This window comes from Bdellovibrionales bacterium, assembly GCA_018266295.1.
Classification (GTDB): Bacteria; Bdellovibrionota; Bdellovibrionia; order Bdellovibrionales; family Bdellovibrionaceae; genus JACMRP01.
Genome location: JAFEAQ010000011.1, coordinates 40,485 through 58,768 on the forward strand (window position 1 = coordinate 40,485; position 18,284 = coordinate 58,768).

An 18,284-nucleotide genomic window follows, 5' to 3' on the forward strand; every position below is an offset into this window, starting at 1 on the left:
TAATTACTGTACAGCTTCCTTTTTCATAAGTTCTTCGATTTTCAAACCGATCTCTGAGTGACCGCCGAAAACTGTTCCCAATTTTTTCTTTTCTACGTGGCCCAAGGCCATTTCGTATACTTTAGCTGGGAGCGGAACATATTTCACCTGAGAAACGATGCTTGGAGCGTTCTTTAAGTAAAATTTTACGAAATCTTGAACTTCGGTCTTCTTCAAAGAAGCTTCGCTCACATAGATAAAGATAGGACGAGACAGTGGGAAGTAAGCACCGGTTTCCACAGTTTCTTTCGAAGGTGTTACGGCCTTGTTCTTCATAGGAGATTTGTCACCGCCCACAACTGGAACAAGCTTCAATTTACCTTTTGATTCTTCATAATAAGCAAGACCTGTGTAAGCCAAACCGTTTTTGTCAGCCGCAACACCGGCTGCTGCCGTATTGTGGTTTGCACTTGAAGCGTAGTCACCGCGGCTTGCTTTAGATTTACCAACAACAGCTTCAGTGAAGTAATCGAAAGTTCCGTTGTCAGAACCTGGGCCGAAGAGTTTCAAAGGCTGATCTGGCCAAGCTGGATTAACTTGTTTCCAAGTCGTGATCTTTCCTTGAGCTTCGGGCTCCCACATTTTTTTGAGTTCTTCTACTGTGATTTCTTTCAACCAAGTATTTTTAGGATTTACAGTGATTGCGATCGCATCGAAAGCCACTGGAAGCTCGATGTATTTGATCCCCGCTTTTTTGCAAGTTTCCATTTCAGCAGATTGAATGGGGCGCGAAGCATCTTGAATGTCTGTTTCGCCGCGGCAGAATTTTTTGAAGCCGCCACCAGTGCCTGAAACACCCACAGTGACACGAACTTTGCCTTTTTGTGCCGCTTGGAACTCTTCTGCCATCCCTTCAGTAATTGGGAATACAGTACTTGATCCATCAATGTTGATCACAGACTGAGCTTTGGCGTGAACACCAGCAAACAAAAGAATTGCGCTAAATATTGCACCACTGAACAATTTCATAGACACCTCGTAAATTTGCAGCCACAGTATCACCGTGATTTCCCTTCGTCTTGTTAGGGTTTTATTAGGATTATTTCGGGCTGCGTTATCACTTTTTACGCCTTATCTCGAATAAAGCGTCACCCCAAGCAGCCTCTAAAGTAAAATCCCCTCCTCGATGAAGTTTTACATTAAGATGTGATACCAATGACGGAAAATAATGCCTTAAACCATTTGAATCTATGCTTAAAAACTGCACGCATGGGCGTTTGGGAATCCACACTTTCTAAAACTCCTCTTGTGGGAGCTGACGTCAAGTGGGACGACGAAGTTCGTGCCATGCATGGTGTCCCTGCGGATTATAAGGGCGATGTGATGGAGTGGTACTTCAAACACCTCCACCCCGAAGATCAGTCCGATATCAGCGCAAAAGTGGCGCACATCTTTGATAAAGCAACCGTCGGAAGAACTGTCTCATTCACTTATCGCTTTATCTGGCCAAACGGAGACCTTCATTACATTGAAATGCATGCAGGAGTCGACGGCCTTCTTCCTGATGGCAGACTTAAAATTTACGGCCTTGCTCGCGATATCACGCAAGATGTTCTCAGACAAAAACTGATCGAAGATCAAAAAAACCGCCTCTTGAGCGCCTCTCGGATGGCGGTCCTCGGCGAGATCTCAAGCGGTATCGCCCACGAAATCAATAATCCTCTCACGGTGATTCAAGCGCGCTCCTTCCAGCTGCAACAGATGTGCGAAAACGGCAACCTCGATGCTGCAAAGATTAAATCAGCGGCGGAGAGCATCAGTAAAACCGGCGACAAGATTGCAAAGATCATCAAATCTCTACGCGCGTTTGCGCACGGCCAAGAAAGCGATCCCGTAGATAAAATCAATGTGCACGAGCTCATTCAAGAGACCCTCGATTTTTGCAAAGTTCGTTTCTACAATCATGGCATTGACGTGCGCCTCGGAGCCATTCCGGAGCACCTCGAGTTTGAATGCCGCCTGACTCAAATTGAAGAAGCTCTTTTAAGTATTTTCAATAATGCCCACGACGCCATCATGGGTCTTTCTGACAAATGGATTTTGATCGAAGCTTTTGATAAAGATCAGGACATCGAAATTCACGTCACCGACTCCGGTCATGGCATTTCTGACGACATCGCTGACAAGATGATGCTGCCGTTTTTCTCGACAAAAGAAATCGGCAAAGGCATGGGCTTGGGACTTTGTATCGCAGCTGAAATCGTGAACAAGCATCACGGCAAACTGACCTACGACCGCTCAAGCCAGAACACTCGATTCGTTATCAGCATCCCTAAAGCACAACCTCGTTGATGTCATTTTGACTCCAAAAAAGAAGGCCCTTCATTTGCAATAACCCCCTCTGTGCGTGACTAAAAAAGTCACCTTGAAGGAGTTTTTGCAATGAAACCGGCTTGGAAAGAATTACTCATCGCTGTGAACGGAGCTTTTCTGTTTCTGTTGATTCTGCTCGCGACAGAAATGGCGTTAGGTCAATCTGCAGAGGTGCCAGAACGCGCCCGTATTCTTTCAGTCCAAACCGACGGAACTGGCTGCGAGGCGACTCAGACTGCCGTGAGCCTTTCTCCGGACTTGATGGATCTTTCCGTTTTGTTTTCCAATTTTAATCTTGAACTCGGCGCCGGCACTCCGGACCCCAATAATATTTTGGTGAACAAAAACTGCCAGATCCGGGTTGAGATTGAAACGCCTGCAGGCTGGGCTCTGTCGGTAAAGTCGGTGGATTACCGCGGCTATGCACACCTCCCCGTGGGCGCCATCGCAAGGCACCGCTTTTCTTATCGCACGGACGGCATGCAAACTGTGATGCTGAGAGAAGCTCCGCTACAAGGTCCTCTCGATCAGGATTATTTTTTTCGTTTAGAACAATCCGCCCAGGAAAGACCGTTTACTCCGTGCGGTCCTCCGAACATTCGTCTTCGTTTAGGCTCGCACATGGTTTTGCGTTACCCACTCAAGGAGCAACGTCGTAACGGGGCTGACCGCGAAACTGCGATCTTGAGTCTTGATAGCGCTGACGTGAGCCTTAAGCAGGATTTCCAATTAGAATGGAAACGCTGTGGACGTAAAGCCGGTTTAAAGTAATACTTAAGGAATGAAACGAAGCCTTTATCTTATTCGCCATGGCCAAACAGATTGGAATGTTCAACGTAAAATGCAGGGGCACACAAACATCCCCTTAAACGAACTCGGCCGCAACCAAGCGCGCTCGATTCAGAGTTTTTTCCTCAATAATCCCGTTGAAAAAGTATTTAGCAGTGATTTAGATCGTGCTTTTCAAACGGCGGAGATTGCCACAAGCTCCAAAAGTATTATCAAGCTAGAGGGCCTGCGTGAGGTGAATCTTGGCTCGATCGAAGGCAGCACTGAACCTGAGATCGTTGCAAAGCATGGCGCAGAAGCTTGGCAGAGGTGGATTTCCTTAGACCCCAAGGCGAACTACGCATTTCCAGGTGGCGAAACTCACCAACAATCGCTTCAAAGAATCATCGATAATTTAAAATATTTGTTTTTGAATCATGAATTTAAAAAGGCCGCGGTTTGCACCCACGGCCTTCTGATTCGTCGCTTGGCTCATCATTTGCGACCGGACTATACAGAGCTTTTACCAATTCCAAATTGCGGGATCTACGAAGTCGAATGGAAGGAAGAGCGTCTTCACTTCCATGGCTTGATTCACGATCCTAGCGTATAACGCTGACGCCGCCAGGATTAGCGATAAGACCATTCTTGGTTTGGCGAACCGGCACTCTAAAGACTTTGCCCGTTTTCATTTTGTAAAATGTCTGAGTAACTTCATCAGAAAGACTATTGAAGACCACTTGTGATTTTTGTGATTTTCGCGTTTTTGCTGCTGTTTTTTCTGCGAGGGCTTCCCCGGCCCAACCACACTCACCAACCTTCAAGTTTTCACCGCGATCCCCGGCAGGCTTGCTTGCCGAACGGAATTCGTAACGGATATTGTTTTGATCAATCAAACCTTGGCCGTTCGTGCCCGCGCTCCAGTCATAGTGAAAACGCTTCTTGCTCGCTTTACAGATAAGATAATTATCAACAGACGCTTTCTTCGGAAGCGTGCGCGTGATTTCAATCGGTGCTTCTGGCTTTGCAGTTTCTACTGCGGCCACGGTGGATACTGGCGCAATAGCTGGTGGGGTGTTTGTTGTTACAGACGAAGTGCTTGCGCATCCGACGAGAGACAATAAGACAGCGGCTGATAACTGAAGTTTCAATCCTTGAAAAATCACGTTGGCTCCTAACGCTAATAGATCAAGGTCTATTTTCGCGTAGGTCTTTCAGAGCGTTCAAGCAAAAATAGCTATAAGCTAGACTGGCAAATGTCGGCACCACGACGAAGGCCAAGGGCAAGTAGTTCATAAATCCTAAGATGATGCCCAAGACGTAAAGATAGCCACGATTTTCACGTTCTAGACGCTTGCGTTCATCCGCACTCGCATAATCCTGTAGCACATCGTAAACAAAAATATTCTTATTTAAATACGCGCTTAAGATCACAGGGATAGCAATAGCAAAACCCGGCAGCAACCACAGCGGCAATGAGACCATCAAAAGTGCGAAATAGATGAATCCCACTTTCAGTGAATTCATGACGCTGACAAAGTTACTCCCACCGCGGAGTTTTTGAAGATTCGGGAAATCTTTCTTCTCAATGATTCGTAAAATAAATGGAAGTAAAACCATCGACACAAGCAAAATCGCGAGCAAATACGAAAATGGCAGAATCACCAGCATTGCGACAAGCATCATCACGATGTAAGAGACGGACGACAGAGTTCCCTCACTGAGAATCTGCCATTTCTGAGAAACGTATTCTGAAACCCATGAATGTTGAAAAGCACCGCTTGCGGTGGCAATCCACCAAGTGCCGGCTGTGAAAAAAACGATTGCGGCAATAACGAGCGCGAGTAAAAAAGGCACGAATACTAAAATCAAAATCCTTATATCAAGACAAGCTTCGAAGGATTGTTTCAGCGCTCTAAAAACTTTATTCATTGAAATTTTGTACTCTTTTAGCCGCCGGTTTGCAAGCGACGGTACTCGTCAAGAGCTGTGCGCAAACTCTGAGCCGTCGTTGAGTTTGACGGCATGCTACGAGCCAAGCCCTCATACCCCGGATAGCTCTGCGAGTTGATAAATGACAAGATCTTTTTCGCCGCCGCTTCAGATGAAAACACACTCCCCTGACCGAGAAGATCGCGCAAATAAGTATGAACCGTCGCTTCTTCCGAAGTTCCCACATAACGTTTCATCTCATTCATGGCTTGATCGACCAAAAGAGGATCCGTAGTGTCACCCATGGCTTGAACGATGGCCTGCAAATTCTCTGAAGATGGCGGAAGAGCCGAGAACATATTCAGCGCCTGCTCTTGAACATACTCGTCATCGCTATTGATAAACTCAAGGGCCAAGATTTGCATCTCGCCTGAGTTCTTCGGATCAACACCGTATTTTGTACGATAGTCATTCAAAAGACTTTTTAGCGTCTGCCCCACGGAGATTTCATAGGATTTTGGATCCGTGTGAGGATAGTCGCACTTTTCAGTCGTATAGCACTCTTTCGTTTCGCGAATTGCTTGAAGCAAAGCCTCGCGGTCGCTGACCGATTTCGGCTTTGGTGTCTCGGGAGTTTTTGGCTGAGACGATGGCTGACGCTGCATCTTTTGCACCGGCTCGAGATCCTCCGGCAAGCTCACAGTCCCCGCAGGACGTGTACGCATCTGCCACGCCATCAGCAGGACTACAGCAATTGCACCGATCGTCAGGCTTTTAGAGCTGTCTTTTTTCATACCCATCTCCTAGCGTTGCACTTCTGTCCACTCGGAGGTCGTATCCGTCGGCAATAAGAGTCCCGTATAAATGTACCCTGTTTGACCTTGATAAGTGACGCGGTAATAGACTTTGTTGTTGCTGTCTTCGATGAAGACTTCCTGTACTTGCAGCTGAGTGCCCTTAGGAATTAAGCGAATCAAGGTGCCACCAGGAGTCGTTCTGTGATTTACGCCGGCTGAATTCACAACCTTCACGTACTCGCCGGCCTTCGCAAGCGTGCTTGGCAAATTGCTATTTGTCGCAACCACCGCCCACGTAAGGTAGTCGGTTTTATTGCCACCGAAAACATAACCCTCTTTGCCTTGATAATTCACTTTGTAGTAACGCTCATTATCAGGCGCACTCCGAAGCTCGAAATCAAGAACGGTCACGACTTGATCTTTAGGGACCATACTAACGATACCGCCGCCCGGGCTTGCGCGCAGATTGGTATTTTTTTGAATCTCAATATTGGTACCGACGGGATAAAGAGTGCTTTCATAGCTCTTACAAAGGGCATGACGATCCTGATTCGCCGGCGAGTAACTTGCCAGAACCGTGTCCTTCACCGCTGTTGCTTCATCAACACTGTAGGGACTGATTTGTTTGAGGCAAATCGCATCGCGCGCCTCCGTCACACAAGAGGCCTTTGAATTACTAATGACACAGTAAGGACCTGCAGAACTTTTATAAAGCACGCCGGACTTCAAGGCCGGAGCTTCCGTGCCTGATCCAGGCGCTGGGCAGTTTTCTTTTTTCTCAATCAAGCAAGCCACATCAATCGAGGCTTTCTTGTTCGGATTTGTCCCGTATTTTTCCCAAAGACGTTTACTGTAGTGAGTATAGAAGTTTTTATCGTTCTGCGCCCACTTGTCATTAGGATCCGTCCAGCGGCAGATCTTGCCAGAGCCTCCATTGTAGGCCGCCCACGAAGCACGAATGCGTGCTTCGTAGTTCGTGGCAGACTTCACGCAGGTTTGCGACGGAGCTTTCTCCCAGTTTTTATAGAAGATATCCATCGCGTAAGTCAGATTGGTGATGAGGTTCCAAGCCGTGCCGTTTGTAACCGCCGGAAAGTGCGCACGGTCATCAATTTGCATCATCCCATGACCATGACCGTAATCGCCTCTCATCATCTTCAGACGAGCATCTGTGGCTTTACGATAGTGACTCCAGTAACTCTCATGACTGGCCGTCGCTTGAATACCGAGCACCCACCAAGAAACCTCGGTGGAGGATACTGTCGGTTTACGTTTCTTAAGGTAATAAGCAGCCGCCTCTTTAATGACGGCATTCATCTCATCAACATAACGAGAACGCTCCGTCGAGGCCGCCGTGTCGCTATAGATGAGCTGTCCGTAGTTGCCGGTGACATACTTATCATCACCAAAGGCATTGGCGTTACAGGCTTGTGGAGCTCGACCATAGTTATATTCACCACCCACACGATCATTACATTTGTAGTAATCCGCCGTCGCCGCACTGGCCGCAAACGGAGTTCCCGAAACAACCGCAAAACCCAAGCCCAGAGCCAAAACCGTCTTAAAAAGAGAATAGTTTTTTGTTTCCATGAGTGCCTATCGGCACCCCAAACATCGACTTAACTACCCCCACCCCAAGTCTAGACCAGGTGCCAGGTCCTGTTTCTGGTCGCTGCGCATTAAGTAGAACATAACTACAAGCACACGATGAACTCTCATCTGATTAAAAAAGACCGAAGCTCAGATTGCGCAACGCAACTGGAAACAGGACCTGGCACTTTTTGTGGGGCGTGCCCTAGAGGTTTCTTACCGGAGGCAGACTCCTCCGATTCCGAATCCTCGTTCAAGGCATAAAAAAACCCGGGTACGAAGCCCGGGTTTTCAAAGTCACTCAAAACGAGGAACTAGTAAGTAACGTGGTGAGTGATCGCCTCTTGCATACGAGGATCTTTCAGAGCCACGATGCTGTTCTTCGTGAAGAAGCGGAAAAGAACAAACAAGAAGAGACCTGCAAAACCCAAGAACATACCGATTTCCCAGAGACCGAAAGTCACTTGGCCATCGTAGAAGTTCGGGTAAACCATCCAGTAGATATCAAGGTATTGCATCACAAGGATCAAACCAGAAACTACCAACAAGTGATTCTCGTTACGTTTTGCAGCTTTTGGAAGAAGAGCCAAGAACGGAACGATGAATCGGAAGATCAACAACGCCATAGAAAGACCCATCCAGCCATTCTGAGCGCGCATGATGTAGTATTCAGTTTCTTCAGGGATGTTAGCGTACCAAATCAACATGAATTGAGAGAACGCAATATAAGCCCAGAATACTGTGAAACCCTTCATGAACTTAGCCAAGTCATGGTAGTGGTCTTCAGTCACATAGCCTTTAACCAAACCAGAACGCTTCATGAAGATCGCAATTGGAATGATGATCGCAAAGAATGACTGGAACAAACCTGCAAAGCAGTAGATCCCGAAGATCGTGCTGTACCAAGTTGGCAAGAGCGACATCAACATATCAACGCTGAACAAAGAGAACGTGATCGCGAAGAATAAGGTGAAGCCGATAGAGTAACCAACGTTTTTATGAGTCAAAGACTCATCGCCAGACTTATCTTGCTTAAGTGAATTTCCAACCAAGACTTGGCGGAAAGCAACCATCCCCAAACCGAAAACCAACAAACGGATCACCAAGAATGTGGTGTTCAAGTAAGTTGTTTTAGTTTGCAAAAGAGCGCTCTCAGCCACTCTCTCGTGGTCAGCCCATGGGTAGAGGTATTTCAAACCCAAGAGAAGGATCAAGCTTGTTACAACCATCACTGGGATATAAGCAGTCATACCCTCAGCGTAACGGCGAACAGACACACTCCAGCCGGCTTTAGCCAAGTTTTGGATTGCCGACCAGAAAAGGCCGCCCAAGCCAACACAGGCAAAGAAGAAGAATGCAACTAAGTAAGAAGTCCACATTCTGTCTTGGTTTTTCAAAAGACCGAAGATGAATGTAATCAGACCGATTGCGATGAAAACGTAGCTGGTCATTTGCAGAGCTTTTGGAGCCTGGAATTTACCAACGTGAAGATCGTGGTGGTGATTTGATGCTGCCATATCTAAAACCTACTTAGATTCTTTTTGTAAGAAACGAATATAGTTAACAACTTGCCAACGGTAAGCTTGCGGAATGTGAGAAGCATAAGGACCCATCACACCCTGCCCTTCTGTGATCACATGGTAAATGTGACCATCTGGCCAGCCTTTGATTTTATCAGTCATGATTGAAGGTGGTTTCAAAGCCATGTTTTTAACAACATTGGAATCTGGATTTCCAGCTCCGGCTTGGCCGTGACAAACTGCACAGTTCGTTTCGAAGTATTTTTGACCTACTTTCAAAACGTCTGGAGACATATTGCCTGCCAATGGATTTGCCTGCTTAGAGCCGCCTTCGATATCACCCTTGTATTTGTACGGAGTGAAACCTACAGGAACTGTGTGCTCTGCAGGAACTCTCATACCAGAGTGATTTGGTGAAGACTCGTCGTACTCCTGAGCTTTGATCGCCGGAGACTCCATCATGTCTTGGATGATTTCAACGTTGGTTTTGTCACCCTTAGCTCCGCATGCTGAAAGTGCCAGAGCTGCTGCTGCCAAAGTAATCTTAGTCATTTTCATTAGTACTCCGCCACTTTTTTCACGTCAGAAGCACCCAACTCACGGAAGAAGCGTTCAATCTTAGCTTCGTCGTAGCCAGTGTCGTTTTGTGGGATGAAGATTGCGAATTTATGTGAAGTCAGATCAGGATCGATCGTTGGCGGATCGATTTTTGGCATTTTCGTCGCGTAGAACAAAGCTGCTACGGAGCTCAATGCCGCAAACAAGATCGTCAACTCGAACATGATCGGAATGAACGCAGGCAATGAGAACGCCGGTTTACCACCAACATTGATTGGCCAGTTCACAGCCGAAGTCCACCAAGTCAAAAGCAAACCGCTCGTCAAACCAACAACCCCCATCACCATAGTAACGTAAGGGATCCAAGATCTTTTGATACCGCAAGCTTCTTCCATACCGTGAACAGGATAAGGAGTAATAGCATCGAACTTTGTGTAGCCGCTTTCGCGAGTTTTAGCAGCAGCCTTAATCACTGCGTGCTCGTCAGTCCAGATACCGGCAATTCCGCCAATTCCAACTTTTGCCATTAGTGGCCTCCTTTATTGTCTTGTCCCACTGGCAATACAGGCTTCACTTCGGCGATAGAGATTGCCGGGAAGAAACGCAAGTAGAGCAAGAACAGAGTTAAGAACATACCGAAAGAGCCGAAGAGGATCGCACCGTCAAAGAACGACCATGCGTAGTTACCCCAGTTCGCCGGCAAGAAGTCACGATGCAAAGACGTGATCGTGATCACGAAACGCTCGAACCACATACCGATGTTAACGAAGATCGAAACAACGAACATGATTGGAATAGAACGACGTGCTTTCTTGAACCAGAACACTTGAGGGATCAAAACGTTACAAGTGATCATTGTCCAGTAAGACCAAGCGTACGGACCGAAAGCACGGCTCACGAAGAACACGTAACGCTCGTAAGGATTGCCTGAGTACCATGCGATAAAGAACTCAGAACCGTAAGCGTAACCAACCATCAAGCCTGTCGCCATGATGATCTTATTCATTACTTCCATGTGATCCAAAGTAATGTAGTTCTTGAACTCAGGAACACCGATACGAACCAAAGTCATCAACGTCACAACCATCGCGAAACCGGAGAAGATCGCACCGGCAACGAAGTATGGAGGGAAGATCGTCGTATGCCAGCCCGGAAGACCAGAAACGGCGAAGTCGAAAGAGACGATGGTATGTACTGAAAGAACCAGCGGAGTCGAAAGACCCGCGAGCAACAAGTACACCATTTCATAGTGTGACCAGTTCTTCGCAGTGCCTCTCCAGCCGAGAGACAAAGCACCGTAAACTGTCCGGCGGATTTTGTTCTTCGCACGGTCTTTAATAGTCGCAAAGTCAGGCACCAAGCCCACATACCAGAACACCATGGAAACCGTCGCGTAAGTCGAAACGGCGAAAACGTCCCACAAAAGTGGCGAACGGAAGTTCACCCAAAGTGGTCCACGTTGATTTGGATAAGGGAACAACCAGTAATCCAACCAAGGACGACCCGTATGAAGCAATGGGAAGAGACCCGCAGTCATAACGGCGAAAACCGTCATCGCTTCTGCAGTCCGCGCAACCGATGTTCTCCACTTTTGACGGAAAAGGAACAAGATCGCAGAGATCAACGTACCGGCGTGACCGATACCGATCCAGAATACGAAGGTCACGATCATCGTACCCCAAGCATTCGGATGATTCACCCCGAGAAGACCGATACCCTTACCGATCACAGTTCCCAAGATAATGACGTAGAAAACCAAAATACTGAGAGCCGTTGTGAAAAGACCGAGCCAACCTTTAGAAGGATAAGCTTCGATCGGAGCACAGATGTCCTCTGTGATGTCCTTAACCGTTTTGTTACCAAGGACGAGCTTATTACGCGTCAACATTAGTGGCCGCCTTTCTCAGCAACGACTGTCTCTTTATCATTGTTGCGGATCTTAGAAAGATAACGAACTGAAGGAGCCGCATGCCACTCTTCGAGAAGAGCGTATGAACGCGGTTCATCTTTGAACATCTTAGCTACTTGGCTTTCAGGATCATTCAAATCGCCGAAAGTGATCGCTTGCGAAGGACATGCCGTTTGGCAGGCAGTTTTAACATCGCCATCCTTCAACTTGCGGCCTTCCAATTTCGCTTTGTTCTTACCTTCTTTGATTCTGTGAACGCAGAAAGTACATTTTTCCATAACCCCGCGAGTACGAACACCAACGTCTGGATTCAATGCCATGTGAGTCGGTTTTTCGATATTCTTCGCGTAATTGAACCAGTTAAAGCGACGAACTTTGTATGGACAGTTGTTCGAGCAGTAACGAGTACCAACGCAACGGTTGTAAACCATTTCATTCAAACCTTCGTCACTGTGAACAGTCGCAAGAACCGGGCACACAGTTTCGCAAGGAGCATTGTCACAGTGTTGGCACATAACCGGTTGGAATACCGCCAAAGCGTCTTCTGGCTTACCAACGAAGTAACGGTCGACACGCAACCAGTGCATTTCACGGCCTTGCAATACGTATGTCTTACCAACAACTGGAATGTTATTCTCAGATTGGCAAGCCGTCATACAAGCAGAGCAGCCTGTGCATGTGTTCAAGTCAACAGCCATACCCCATTTGTGACCATTGTATTGATGGCCAGACCAAATGTTCCATGTCTTGTGTCTGTGAACGCCGGCGTGTTCATCTTTCATGTAATCTTTGAGCGTTGCTTCCGCAACGATCATACGACCTTCCATGGAGTTGTTACCAGCTACGCATGCAAGGTTGTATTTCTTAGAAGTCTTCGTCAGAGTCGCTGGTTGGCCAGCGAAGATCGCGCCATTTTTTAGAGTCACGAACTCAAACATGTTCTTACCGATGCCGTTGGCTACTTTACCTGCTTTGGTGCGGCCGTAACCAACTGCTACTGCAAAAACGTCGTCATGCAAGCCCGGCTGAATGTGAACTGGAAGCTCGACTTTTTTATCGCCGACTTTCAATTCAACAACCGTAGATTCCTTCAACGACAGTTTTTCTGCCGTCGCAATAGAAACGCTCACGTAGTTGTCCCAAACGATTTTAGTGACTGGATCTGGCAACTCTTGCAACCAAGGAACGTTTGCCAAAGTACCATCACCCATTTGAACTGTTGGATACAACACCAACTCGTAGCCAGAAGCATTTGTTGCTGGCTTGATAGAGCTAAAGGCATCTGCCTTGAATGAACGTGCTGAAGAAGATTTTACTTCGCCAACAGAACCTGTTTGCAGAACTTCATTCCAGAAGTCTTCGAAGCCTTTGCCTTTAGCAAATTTCGGCTGGATTTCTTCTTTCCAGTAGTTTCTCAAGTAGTCATAGAAAGTTTCGTAAGCAGTCAAACGCTTAGGACCCACGTTTGCCAAGTAAGCCCAAGTCATCAAAGTGAGTTGGAACGAACGAGTGTCATACATAGGACGGATGGCAGGTTGTTGAATCGCAAAAACGCCTTCAGCAAACTCTGCATCACCCCAAGTTTCCAAAGCATGGTTGTCCGGAGCGATGTAAGTCGCGTGCTCGCCCGTCTCGTCGATACGGTCGCCTGTGTAGACAACCATTTCAACTTTGCGAAGAGCTTCAACAAAGCCAGACTCTTGTGGAAGAGCATAAGCTGGATTTACACGGTGGATGATCAAAGTTTTCACTTTGCCCGCGTTCATATCCGCGATGAGTTTTTCCATATCAGCGTAAGAGGCTTTCATGCCTGGAACGCCGTTTTTCCCGTCAACAGTTTTGCCTTCGTTATCCAGCAAGCTGTTCAAGAAGTTCACAGCAATTTGCAACTCGCGCGAACGAGAAGTCAAAGTCTGCAAACCACCCGCGACGACGAGAGACTCGCCTTTGTTTTCCCAAAGATCAGCCGCCACCTTGTTGAAGAGAGCTGGTTCGATACCCAATTTCTGAGCTGTGTTTGCGTAAGAAACGAGGCTTTCTTTGAATTTTTCATTGTTAGCGTAAGAAGAAACGCCTTTGTTCACAACAAGCGCGTTGATCAAACCCATCACAACATCGAGTTGCTGAGAAGGTTTAATTTTGAAGCGGATATCCGCATTTGCACCCGTGAGAGAGTAGCTAGAGTCAAAAGAAACCAATTTCGACATTTTCTTAGGATCTCTGCGACCTGCTGAAAACTGAGCCTGGAACTGAGTTGGATTCAACCAAGTACCCAAGAAATCTGCATCAATAGAGACGATCATTTTAGCTTTGTCGAAACGGTAGTGAGGAACAACAGCTTCACCGTAAGAAGCTTTTTGACCTTCACGCAGCTCTTCACTTGCAAACGGCTCCCAAGAAACGTGGTCCGCTTTGAAAGCTTGTGCAAAGTCAGAAACAACTGCGCGAGTTGACGGAGAAGCAATGTTACCAGTCAAAACAACAGCGCCGCCCTTTTTCAACTGAGCAACGACTTTGTCATCTAAACCGTCCCATTTAACGCCCACTGTGTCCTTGTTGGTCTTCTTCTCATTGAAGATATTGTATTTAGGACCTTGGAGTCTCTCTGGATCGTAAAGATTCAAAAGAGCCGCCTGAGAACGAACGCTCAAGCCACCATGAGTAAGTGGGAACTGAGGGTTTGATTCAATCTTTACCGGACGGCCTTCGCGTGTCTTAACCAAAACACCGAAGCCACCACTGCCGTCGAAGTATGTCGACGTGTAGAAGTTAGATACACCCAAAGTCACTTCTTCAGGTTGTTTGTTGTAAGGAACGATTTTTTGCACTGGACGGCGGATGCAACCTGCAGCTGACATCGCGAGAGACGCGCCCATCAACTTCAAGAATTCACGGCGTGCCCAACCGCCTTCGCCCGTGTCGCTTTCGCGCAATGGAGAAGACTGGAACTCCGTCTCAGCTTTTTTCAAAAACTCAGGATCATTGTTGTAATGCTCGAGAGTCAGCCAGTAAGTATTGTCTCTTTCGATTTGCGGGCGCGCAGCTTTCTTTGCTGCCAATTCCGCTTCGCTATGCTCGTGATCGTGATTCATTTCAGACATGGTACCTTCCACAAACTCAATTAGTGGTGACAAGTTGTACAGTTCAAAGGAGCTTTATTCTCTGGTTGACGGTGGCAGTTAATACACCAGCCCATCGAGAGATCCTGAACCTGAGTGATTTTTGCCATCTTCTCAACTTCGCCATGGCAAGTTTGGCAGTTCACACCTTTCGCAATATGCGCAGAGTGATTGAAGTGCACGAAGTCAGGAAGCGCGTGAACGCGAACCCACTCGATAGAACCGCCCTTATCGTAAGCCTCACGCAATTTTTGAATGTGTGGGCTGTCCGTCTTCACTTGAAGATGGCAGTTCATGCATGTAGAGAGCGCCGGAATGTTTGAGTGGCGAGATCTCTCAACTTGGTTATGACAGTATTGACACTGAATTTGATTTTTTGTGACGTGGATTTCGTGGCTGAAAGGAAGCGGCTGTTCTGGCGCGTATCCTTGGTTGTAGCCCCAACCCGGCTGAAATTTACATCCTGCAAGGCTCAACGCAAGTAGCCCCACTGCTGCAAAAGTTTTAAATACCCGATGCATAATCTTCCTTTGCCTGATGATTACAGAGATGTGCCCATGCGGAGAACGCGCGCGCACATCATAACAATTTTTCGATGGTTCCTATTTAAAAGCGGAATGCATGACTTGTCCACTCTCTTTTTGCAAACTTGATGAGAATTCAGAAGCTTAGCAGAAAAGCTCTGACTATTTCTTCCGCACAAGTGATGCATAAATCACGAGCAAAAAGTGAGCGACAACAAACGCGGCGACATACTCAACACCGCCGGCGCCGAAGCCGTAAGAATGAAGCCCCGCGCCGAGCACGAAATTGACTCCGTACCAAGCCATGATGACAAGACTGAAAGTCACAACACCTGCGGCGATCATGCCGAAGTTGCGGAACCAGCCACCCAAGCGGCCGTGAAGCACTGCGAGATAGCCAAGCAAAGCAATCAACGCCCATGTTTCCTTTGGATCCCAACCCCAGAAGCGACCCCAGCTGTAGTCCGCCCAAATACCTCCCAGGATAATTCCGGGAGCCAAGAACGCGACACCGATTTGCATTGCTCTGTAGACGGAATTTGCGATGGCTTTGATCTTCTCGTGGTTCTTCTCTTCACCTTTAATATAGTAAATAAGACCGATATCCCCGAGAACAAACGCCAAGAAAAACGCGGCGTAACTGATTGTGATTGTCATTACGTGCACAGTCAGCCAGTAGTTACTACGAAGAACGGCCTCAAGCGGCTGAAGTGTTGGATCCAAAACCGCCGGCGCGGAATCGGCGATGATCAATGCAACCATCGCCCCCAAAGTTCCGGCGAAGAAAATGAATCGGTACTTGTAAATGATTTCCAATATCGCCGCGAAGACCACAGCCCCCCAGGACATCCACACCACGGTTTCGTACATGTTGGTGACCGGAGCACGATCCATCAGATACATGCGCACGATGAAGCCAAAGGTGTGCAAAACAAAACCCAGGCTCGCAAAGGTCCAACCCAGTTTCATGAGGCCTGGCTTATTCATTGTCCACACCATCAAAACCATGACAGATGCCAACATATATAAGATGTAGGCCCAACGGAACGGATGGAAGTGGTTGTAGAAAACTTCGAGGTTTACTTTAGAATCGTGGCTATAAGCTTCAGGATTATTGCTTTTTGCCACTTCTCTAAATTTGAGAACGCTTTCATCCAAGGCCTTCGCCGTTTGCTCTAACTGATCCGCCGGAGCATTCTGCGCAACGGCTCCAATACGATCGATGAAAGATTTTGTAAGATTGGCAAAGGCCTCTTGCTGGTTTCCTTGAAACTCCGCAACAGAAAGCCAGGTCTCACCCTCTTTTGGCGGGATGAGGCGCAGCATGTTGCCGCCGGCAATTTCACGGAAAACAATCAGCTGGTTTTCCAAACGCTGCAAAGCCTGGAAGTATGGAGTGAGTTTTTCTTTGGATTCGCGCTTGGCTTGAAGCTCTTGCTGAACCATTGGGAAGCGCTCATTGGCAAAAAGCTCTTCACCCGAGAAGTATCTTTGATCTGCCGGCAAGCCGAGAGCCTTCAAGACTTCGTGATTGCGAACTTCAAAGATTTTTTTCCCCTGCCACGCGGTTGGGCTCAGCATCCAAGTGAAGATGATTTCAGAAGCGCCACGGCCTTCGAAGGTCGATTTACCATACACGATCTCAAGCATTTCTTTAGAGAAAGAATCGTAAGGCTTGATACGACCGGCATCCTGAACCGGCAAGTAAGAAAGAGCATCACCCGAGGCTGCGAAAGCGCCTTTGTAAACGAGGAGTGAAATCAAAAGAATCAGAATGACTTGCAAACGTCTCATGACGGCTTTTCCTTTTTCGCTTTCTTCTTATAATAGAAGAGCAACAAGATCCCCAGGGACATAATGAAAGACCCGAGATACTTAATCCAACGGCCCGGATCCTGATTGACAGAAAATACGGAAGCCACCGGCTGACCCGTGTTCGGATCTTCTTCAAAACTTGCCTGGTAAATTGTAAATCCATTGTACTTCAGCGGCTCATTCATCGAGATCTGATGAGCATCGATGTTTGGTACGCCCACAACGCTTTTGTATTCCATGGCTTTCCGCGTGCCCTGGTAGCGATCGATTTCGAATTTCTTTAACTGAATTGGAAAACCCAAATCCAAACGACGATTGCCGTAGCTCACGATATAAACCGCGTCGCTCGTGAAAAGCTTCACAGAGTCGTTCAAAAGCATCCAATGATCTTGGCCGTTAAAGTTAAACTTCACCGCCGAGGTCGTCAGTGGCGTCGGAGTTTCGCGATCCTGAAGATCCCACTCGTCTGTGGCTTGCGGCAAATACCTGAGCACGCGCACCTCAATCGGCATCTTCCAGCCCGGAGCAAAGGAATCCCCTTCGTTCACATGGCCTTTTTTAAGTGGAGCAACGGAATCTTTTTGAAAAACAACGTAGTTCACTCCACCCTTTTCGTCCGGCGTGAAAAAGATCTCATTGGCACCATTGCCCGTTGCTGGAGCTGGGCCTAAGTGCAAAGCCGCTGGGCCGAAGTTATGAGTTGCCACATCATTCGGGCGACGCTGTACAAGCCACTCGATGGCGTTGACTTTAATATTTGGATTTTGCACTTGGAAACGAAGACCTGCGCCGTAGCGGCCATTTTTATCTTTAGGCTCAACCACTTTACGCGAAGGAAGAACATAGGGCTTGTAGTCGGTAAACTTGATGTCGGCGTTAAACGCCGCAATCGTCAGTGGCTTTTTGTCGGTCGGTGGATTTTTAAAAAAATCCACGTTTTGCTCAGCAAGCTTCGTGTAGCGATCACCATCGAAAGAACTATAAACCAAGATGTCTGTTTCAGGCACGATCACGTACTGGTTTTTATCGCCGATGCCAACACGGATGCTGCCATCCAAGCCGAACTTCTGCGTGAGAATGGCCCCGAACATCAAAATCAAAATCCCGATGTGAGCAAAAACAAACGGCGCATGGCGCGGCTTCCAAGGCCAGCGATCCACCATCACGGCAATCAAGTTCACCGCGAGGACTCCCATCACCGTGTACATCCAGAACGTATCGTAAACGAGTTTTTTGGCGGCGTTGGCATCGTACTTCGCTTCGACAAATGTTCCAACCGCGATCACCGTGGCGATCGCTGCGATAACAATCACCGCAAGCTTAAGAGAAGCTAAAAATTTAATCGTAGATTTTAAATAACGACGAACTTGGTTCGTGCGATCATCGGCAGATTGAGACAT

The 18,284-nt window shown here is 47.4% G+C and carries 16 protein-coding genes; 3 read left to right on the plus strand and 13 right to left on the minus strand.

All coding sequences use genetic code 11. The features are described from left to right. Positions 1–3: 3 nt before the first annotated feature. A complete protein-coding gene (locus JSU04_08930; GenBank protein MBS1970420.1) occupies positions 4–1,008 on the minus strand; it encodes a PstS family phosphate ABC transporter substrate-binding protein in 1,005 nt (334 codons plus the stop codon). A 186-nt stretch (positions 1,009–1,194) separates the two neighbouring features. On the opposite strand from JSU04_08930, the gene JSU04_08935 reads away from it, so the two are divergent. The 3 genes from JSU04_08935 (at position 1,195) to JSU04_08945 (ending at position 3,733) form a co-directional block, all read left to right on the plus strand. Next, positions 1,195–2,331 carry a PAS domain-containing protein gene (locus JSU04_08935; GenBank protein MBS1970421.1) on the plus strand — a complete coding sequence of 379 codons (1,137 nt, stop codon included), beginning with the start codon at positions 1,195–1,197 and terminating at the stop codon, positions 2,329–2,331. A 90-nt stretch (positions 2,332–2,421) separates the two neighbouring features. Then, positions 2,422–3,123 carry a DUF4360 domain-containing protein gene (locus tag JSU04_08940; protein MBS1970422.1) on the plus strand — a complete coding sequence of 234 codons (702 nt, stop codon included), beginning with the start codon at positions 2,422–2,424 and terminating at the stop codon, positions 3,121–3,123. Positions 3,124–3,133: 10 nt separating this feature from the next. Beyond that, a complete protein-coding gene (locus JSU04_08945; GenBank protein MBS1970423.1) occupies positions 3,134–3,733 on the plus strand; it encodes a histidine phosphatase family protein in 600 nt (199 codons plus the stop codon). Here JSU04_08945 and JSU04_08950 read toward each other — a convergent pair. From JSU04_08950 to JSU04_09005, 12 genes are all read right to left on the minus strand, one after another. Continuing rightward, positions 3,723–4,286, minus strand: a complete 564-nt coding sequence (locus JSU04_08950; GenBank protein ID MBS1970424.1) for a hypothetical protein — start codon at positions 4,284–4,286, stop codon at positions 3,723–3,725. The genes JSU04_08945 and JSU04_08950 overlap by 11 nt on opposite strands. A gap of 22 nt (positions 4,287–4,308) precedes the next feature. Beyond that, on the minus strand, positions 4,309–5,052 hold the full coding sequence (locus JSU04_08955) for an EI24 domain-containing protein (protein MBS1970425.1): 744 nt from the start codon (positions 5,050–5,052) through the stop codon (positions 4,309–4,311). A 17-nt stretch (positions 5,053–5,069) separates the two neighbouring features. Then, positions 5,070–5,846 carry a hypothetical protein gene (locus JSU04_08960; protein MBS1970426.1) on the minus strand — a complete coding sequence of 259 codons (777 nt, stop codon included), beginning with the start codon at positions 5,844–5,846 and terminating at the stop codon, positions 5,070–5,072. Between the two features lie 9 nt (positions 5,847–5,855). After that, positions 5,856–7,439 (minus strand): SH3 domain-containing protein, encoded by a 1,584-nt coding sequence (locus tag JSU04_08965; GenBank protein MBS1970427.1) that lies wholly within the window; start codon positions 7,437–7,439, stop codon positions 5,856–5,858. A gap of 314 nt (positions 7,440–7,753) precedes the next feature. Then, positions 7,754–8,956, minus strand: a complete 1,203-nt coding sequence (locus tag JSU04_08970; protein ID MBS1970428.1) for a molybdopterin oxidoreductase — start codon at positions 8,954–8,956, stop codon at positions 7,754–7,756. 9 nt (positions 8,957–8,965) lie between these two features. Then, a complete protein-coding gene (locus tag JSU04_08975) occupies positions 8,966–9,517 on the minus strand; it encodes a cytochrome c (GenBank protein ID MBS1970429.1) in 552 nt (183 codons plus the stop codon). Further along, entirely contained in the window at positions 9,517–10,044 is a 528-nt protein-coding gene (locus tag JSU04_08980; GenBank protein ID MBS1970430.1) for a DUF3341 domain-containing protein, read from the minus strand. The genes JSU04_08975 and JSU04_08980 overlap by 1 nt, the downstream gene beginning before the upstream one ends. Next, positions 10,044–11,405, minus strand: a complete 1,362-nt coding sequence (nrfD, locus tag JSU04_08985) for a polysulfide reductase NrfD (GenBank protein ID MBS1970431.1) — start codon at positions 11,403–11,405, stop codon at positions 10,044–10,046. The genes JSU04_08980 and nrfD overlap by 1 nt, the downstream gene beginning before the upstream one ends. Next, entirely contained in the window at positions 11,405–14,527 is a 3,123-nt protein-coding gene (locus tag JSU04_08990; GenBank protein MBS1970432.1) for a TAT-variant-translocated molybdopterin oxidoreductase, read from the minus strand. Before JSU04_08990 ends, nrfD begins: the two co-directional genes overlap by 1 nt. Before the next feature lie 20 nt (positions 14,528–14,547). Then, positions 14,548–15,066 carry a cytochrome c3 family protein gene (locus JSU04_08995; protein ID MBS1970433.1) on the minus strand — a complete coding sequence of 173 codons (519 nt, stop codon included), beginning with the start codon at positions 15,064–15,066 and terminating at the stop codon, positions 14,548–14,550. 165 nt (positions 15,067–15,231) lie between these two features. Continuing rightward, entirely contained in the window at positions 15,232–16,854 is a 1,623-nt protein-coding gene (gene ccsA, locus JSU04_09000) for a cytochrome c biogenesis protein CcsA (GenBank protein ID MBS1970434.1), read from the minus strand. A gap of 5 nt (positions 16,855–16,859) precedes the next feature. Beyond that, entirely contained in the window at positions 16,860–18,284 is a 1,425-nt protein-coding gene (locus tag JSU04_09005; protein MBS1970435.1) for a cytochrome c biogenesis protein ResB, read from the minus strand.

Coding starts and splice junctions, on each gene's coding strand:
- JSU04_08930 (MBS1970420.1), bottom strand. CDS start 1,008: ATGAAATTGTTCAGTGGTGCAATATTTAGCGCAATTCTTTTGTTTGCT.
- JSU04_08935 (MBS1970421.1), top strand. CDS start 1,195: ATGACGGAAAATAATGCCTTAAACCATTTGAATCTATGCTTAAAAACT.
- JSU04_08940 (MBS1970422.1), top strand. CDS start 2,422: ATGAAACCGGCTTGGAAAGAATTACTCATCGCTGTGAACGGAGCTTTT.
- JSU04_08945 (MBS1970423.1), top strand. CDS start 3,134: ATGAAACGAAGCCTTTATCTTATTCGCCATGGCCAAACAGATTGGAAT.
- JSU04_08955 (MBS1970425.1), bottom strand. CDS start 5,052: ATGAATAAAGTTTTTAGAGCGCTGAAACAATCCTTCGAAGCTTGTCTT.
- JSU04_08960 (MBS1970426.1), bottom strand. CDS start 5,846: ATGAAAAAAGACAGCTCTAAAAGCCTGACGATCGGTGCAATTGCTGTA.
- JSU04_08965 (MBS1970427.1), bottom strand. CDS start 7,439: ATGGAAACAAAAAACTATTCTCTTTTTAAGACGGTTTTGGCTCTGGGC.
- JSU04_08970 (MBS1970428.1), bottom strand. CDS start 8,956: ATGGCAGCATCAAATCACCACCACGATCTTCACGTTGGTAAATTCCAG.
- JSU04_08975 (MBS1970429.1), bottom strand. CDS start 9,517: ATGAAAATGACTAAGATTACTTTGGCAGCAGCAGCTCTGGCACTTTCA.
- JSU04_08980 (MBS1970430.1), bottom strand. CDS start 10,044: ATGGCAAAAGTTGGAATTGGCGGAATTGCCGGTATCTGGACTGACGAG.
- nrfD (MBS1970431.1), bottom strand. CDS start 11,405: ATGTTGACGCGTAATAAGCTCGTCCTTGGTAACAAAACGGTTAAGGAC.
- JSU04_08990 (MBS1970432.1), bottom strand. CDS start 14,527: ATGTCTGAAATGAATCACGATCACGAGCATAGCGAAGCGGAATTGGCA.
- JSU04_08995 (MBS1970433.1), bottom strand. CDS start 15,066: ATGCATCGGGTATTTAAAACTTTTGCAGCAGTGGGGCTACTTGCGTTG.
- JSU04_09005 (MBS1970435.1), bottom strand. CDS start 18,284: ATGTCTCAATCTGCCGATGATCGCACGAACCAAGTTCGTCGTTATTTA.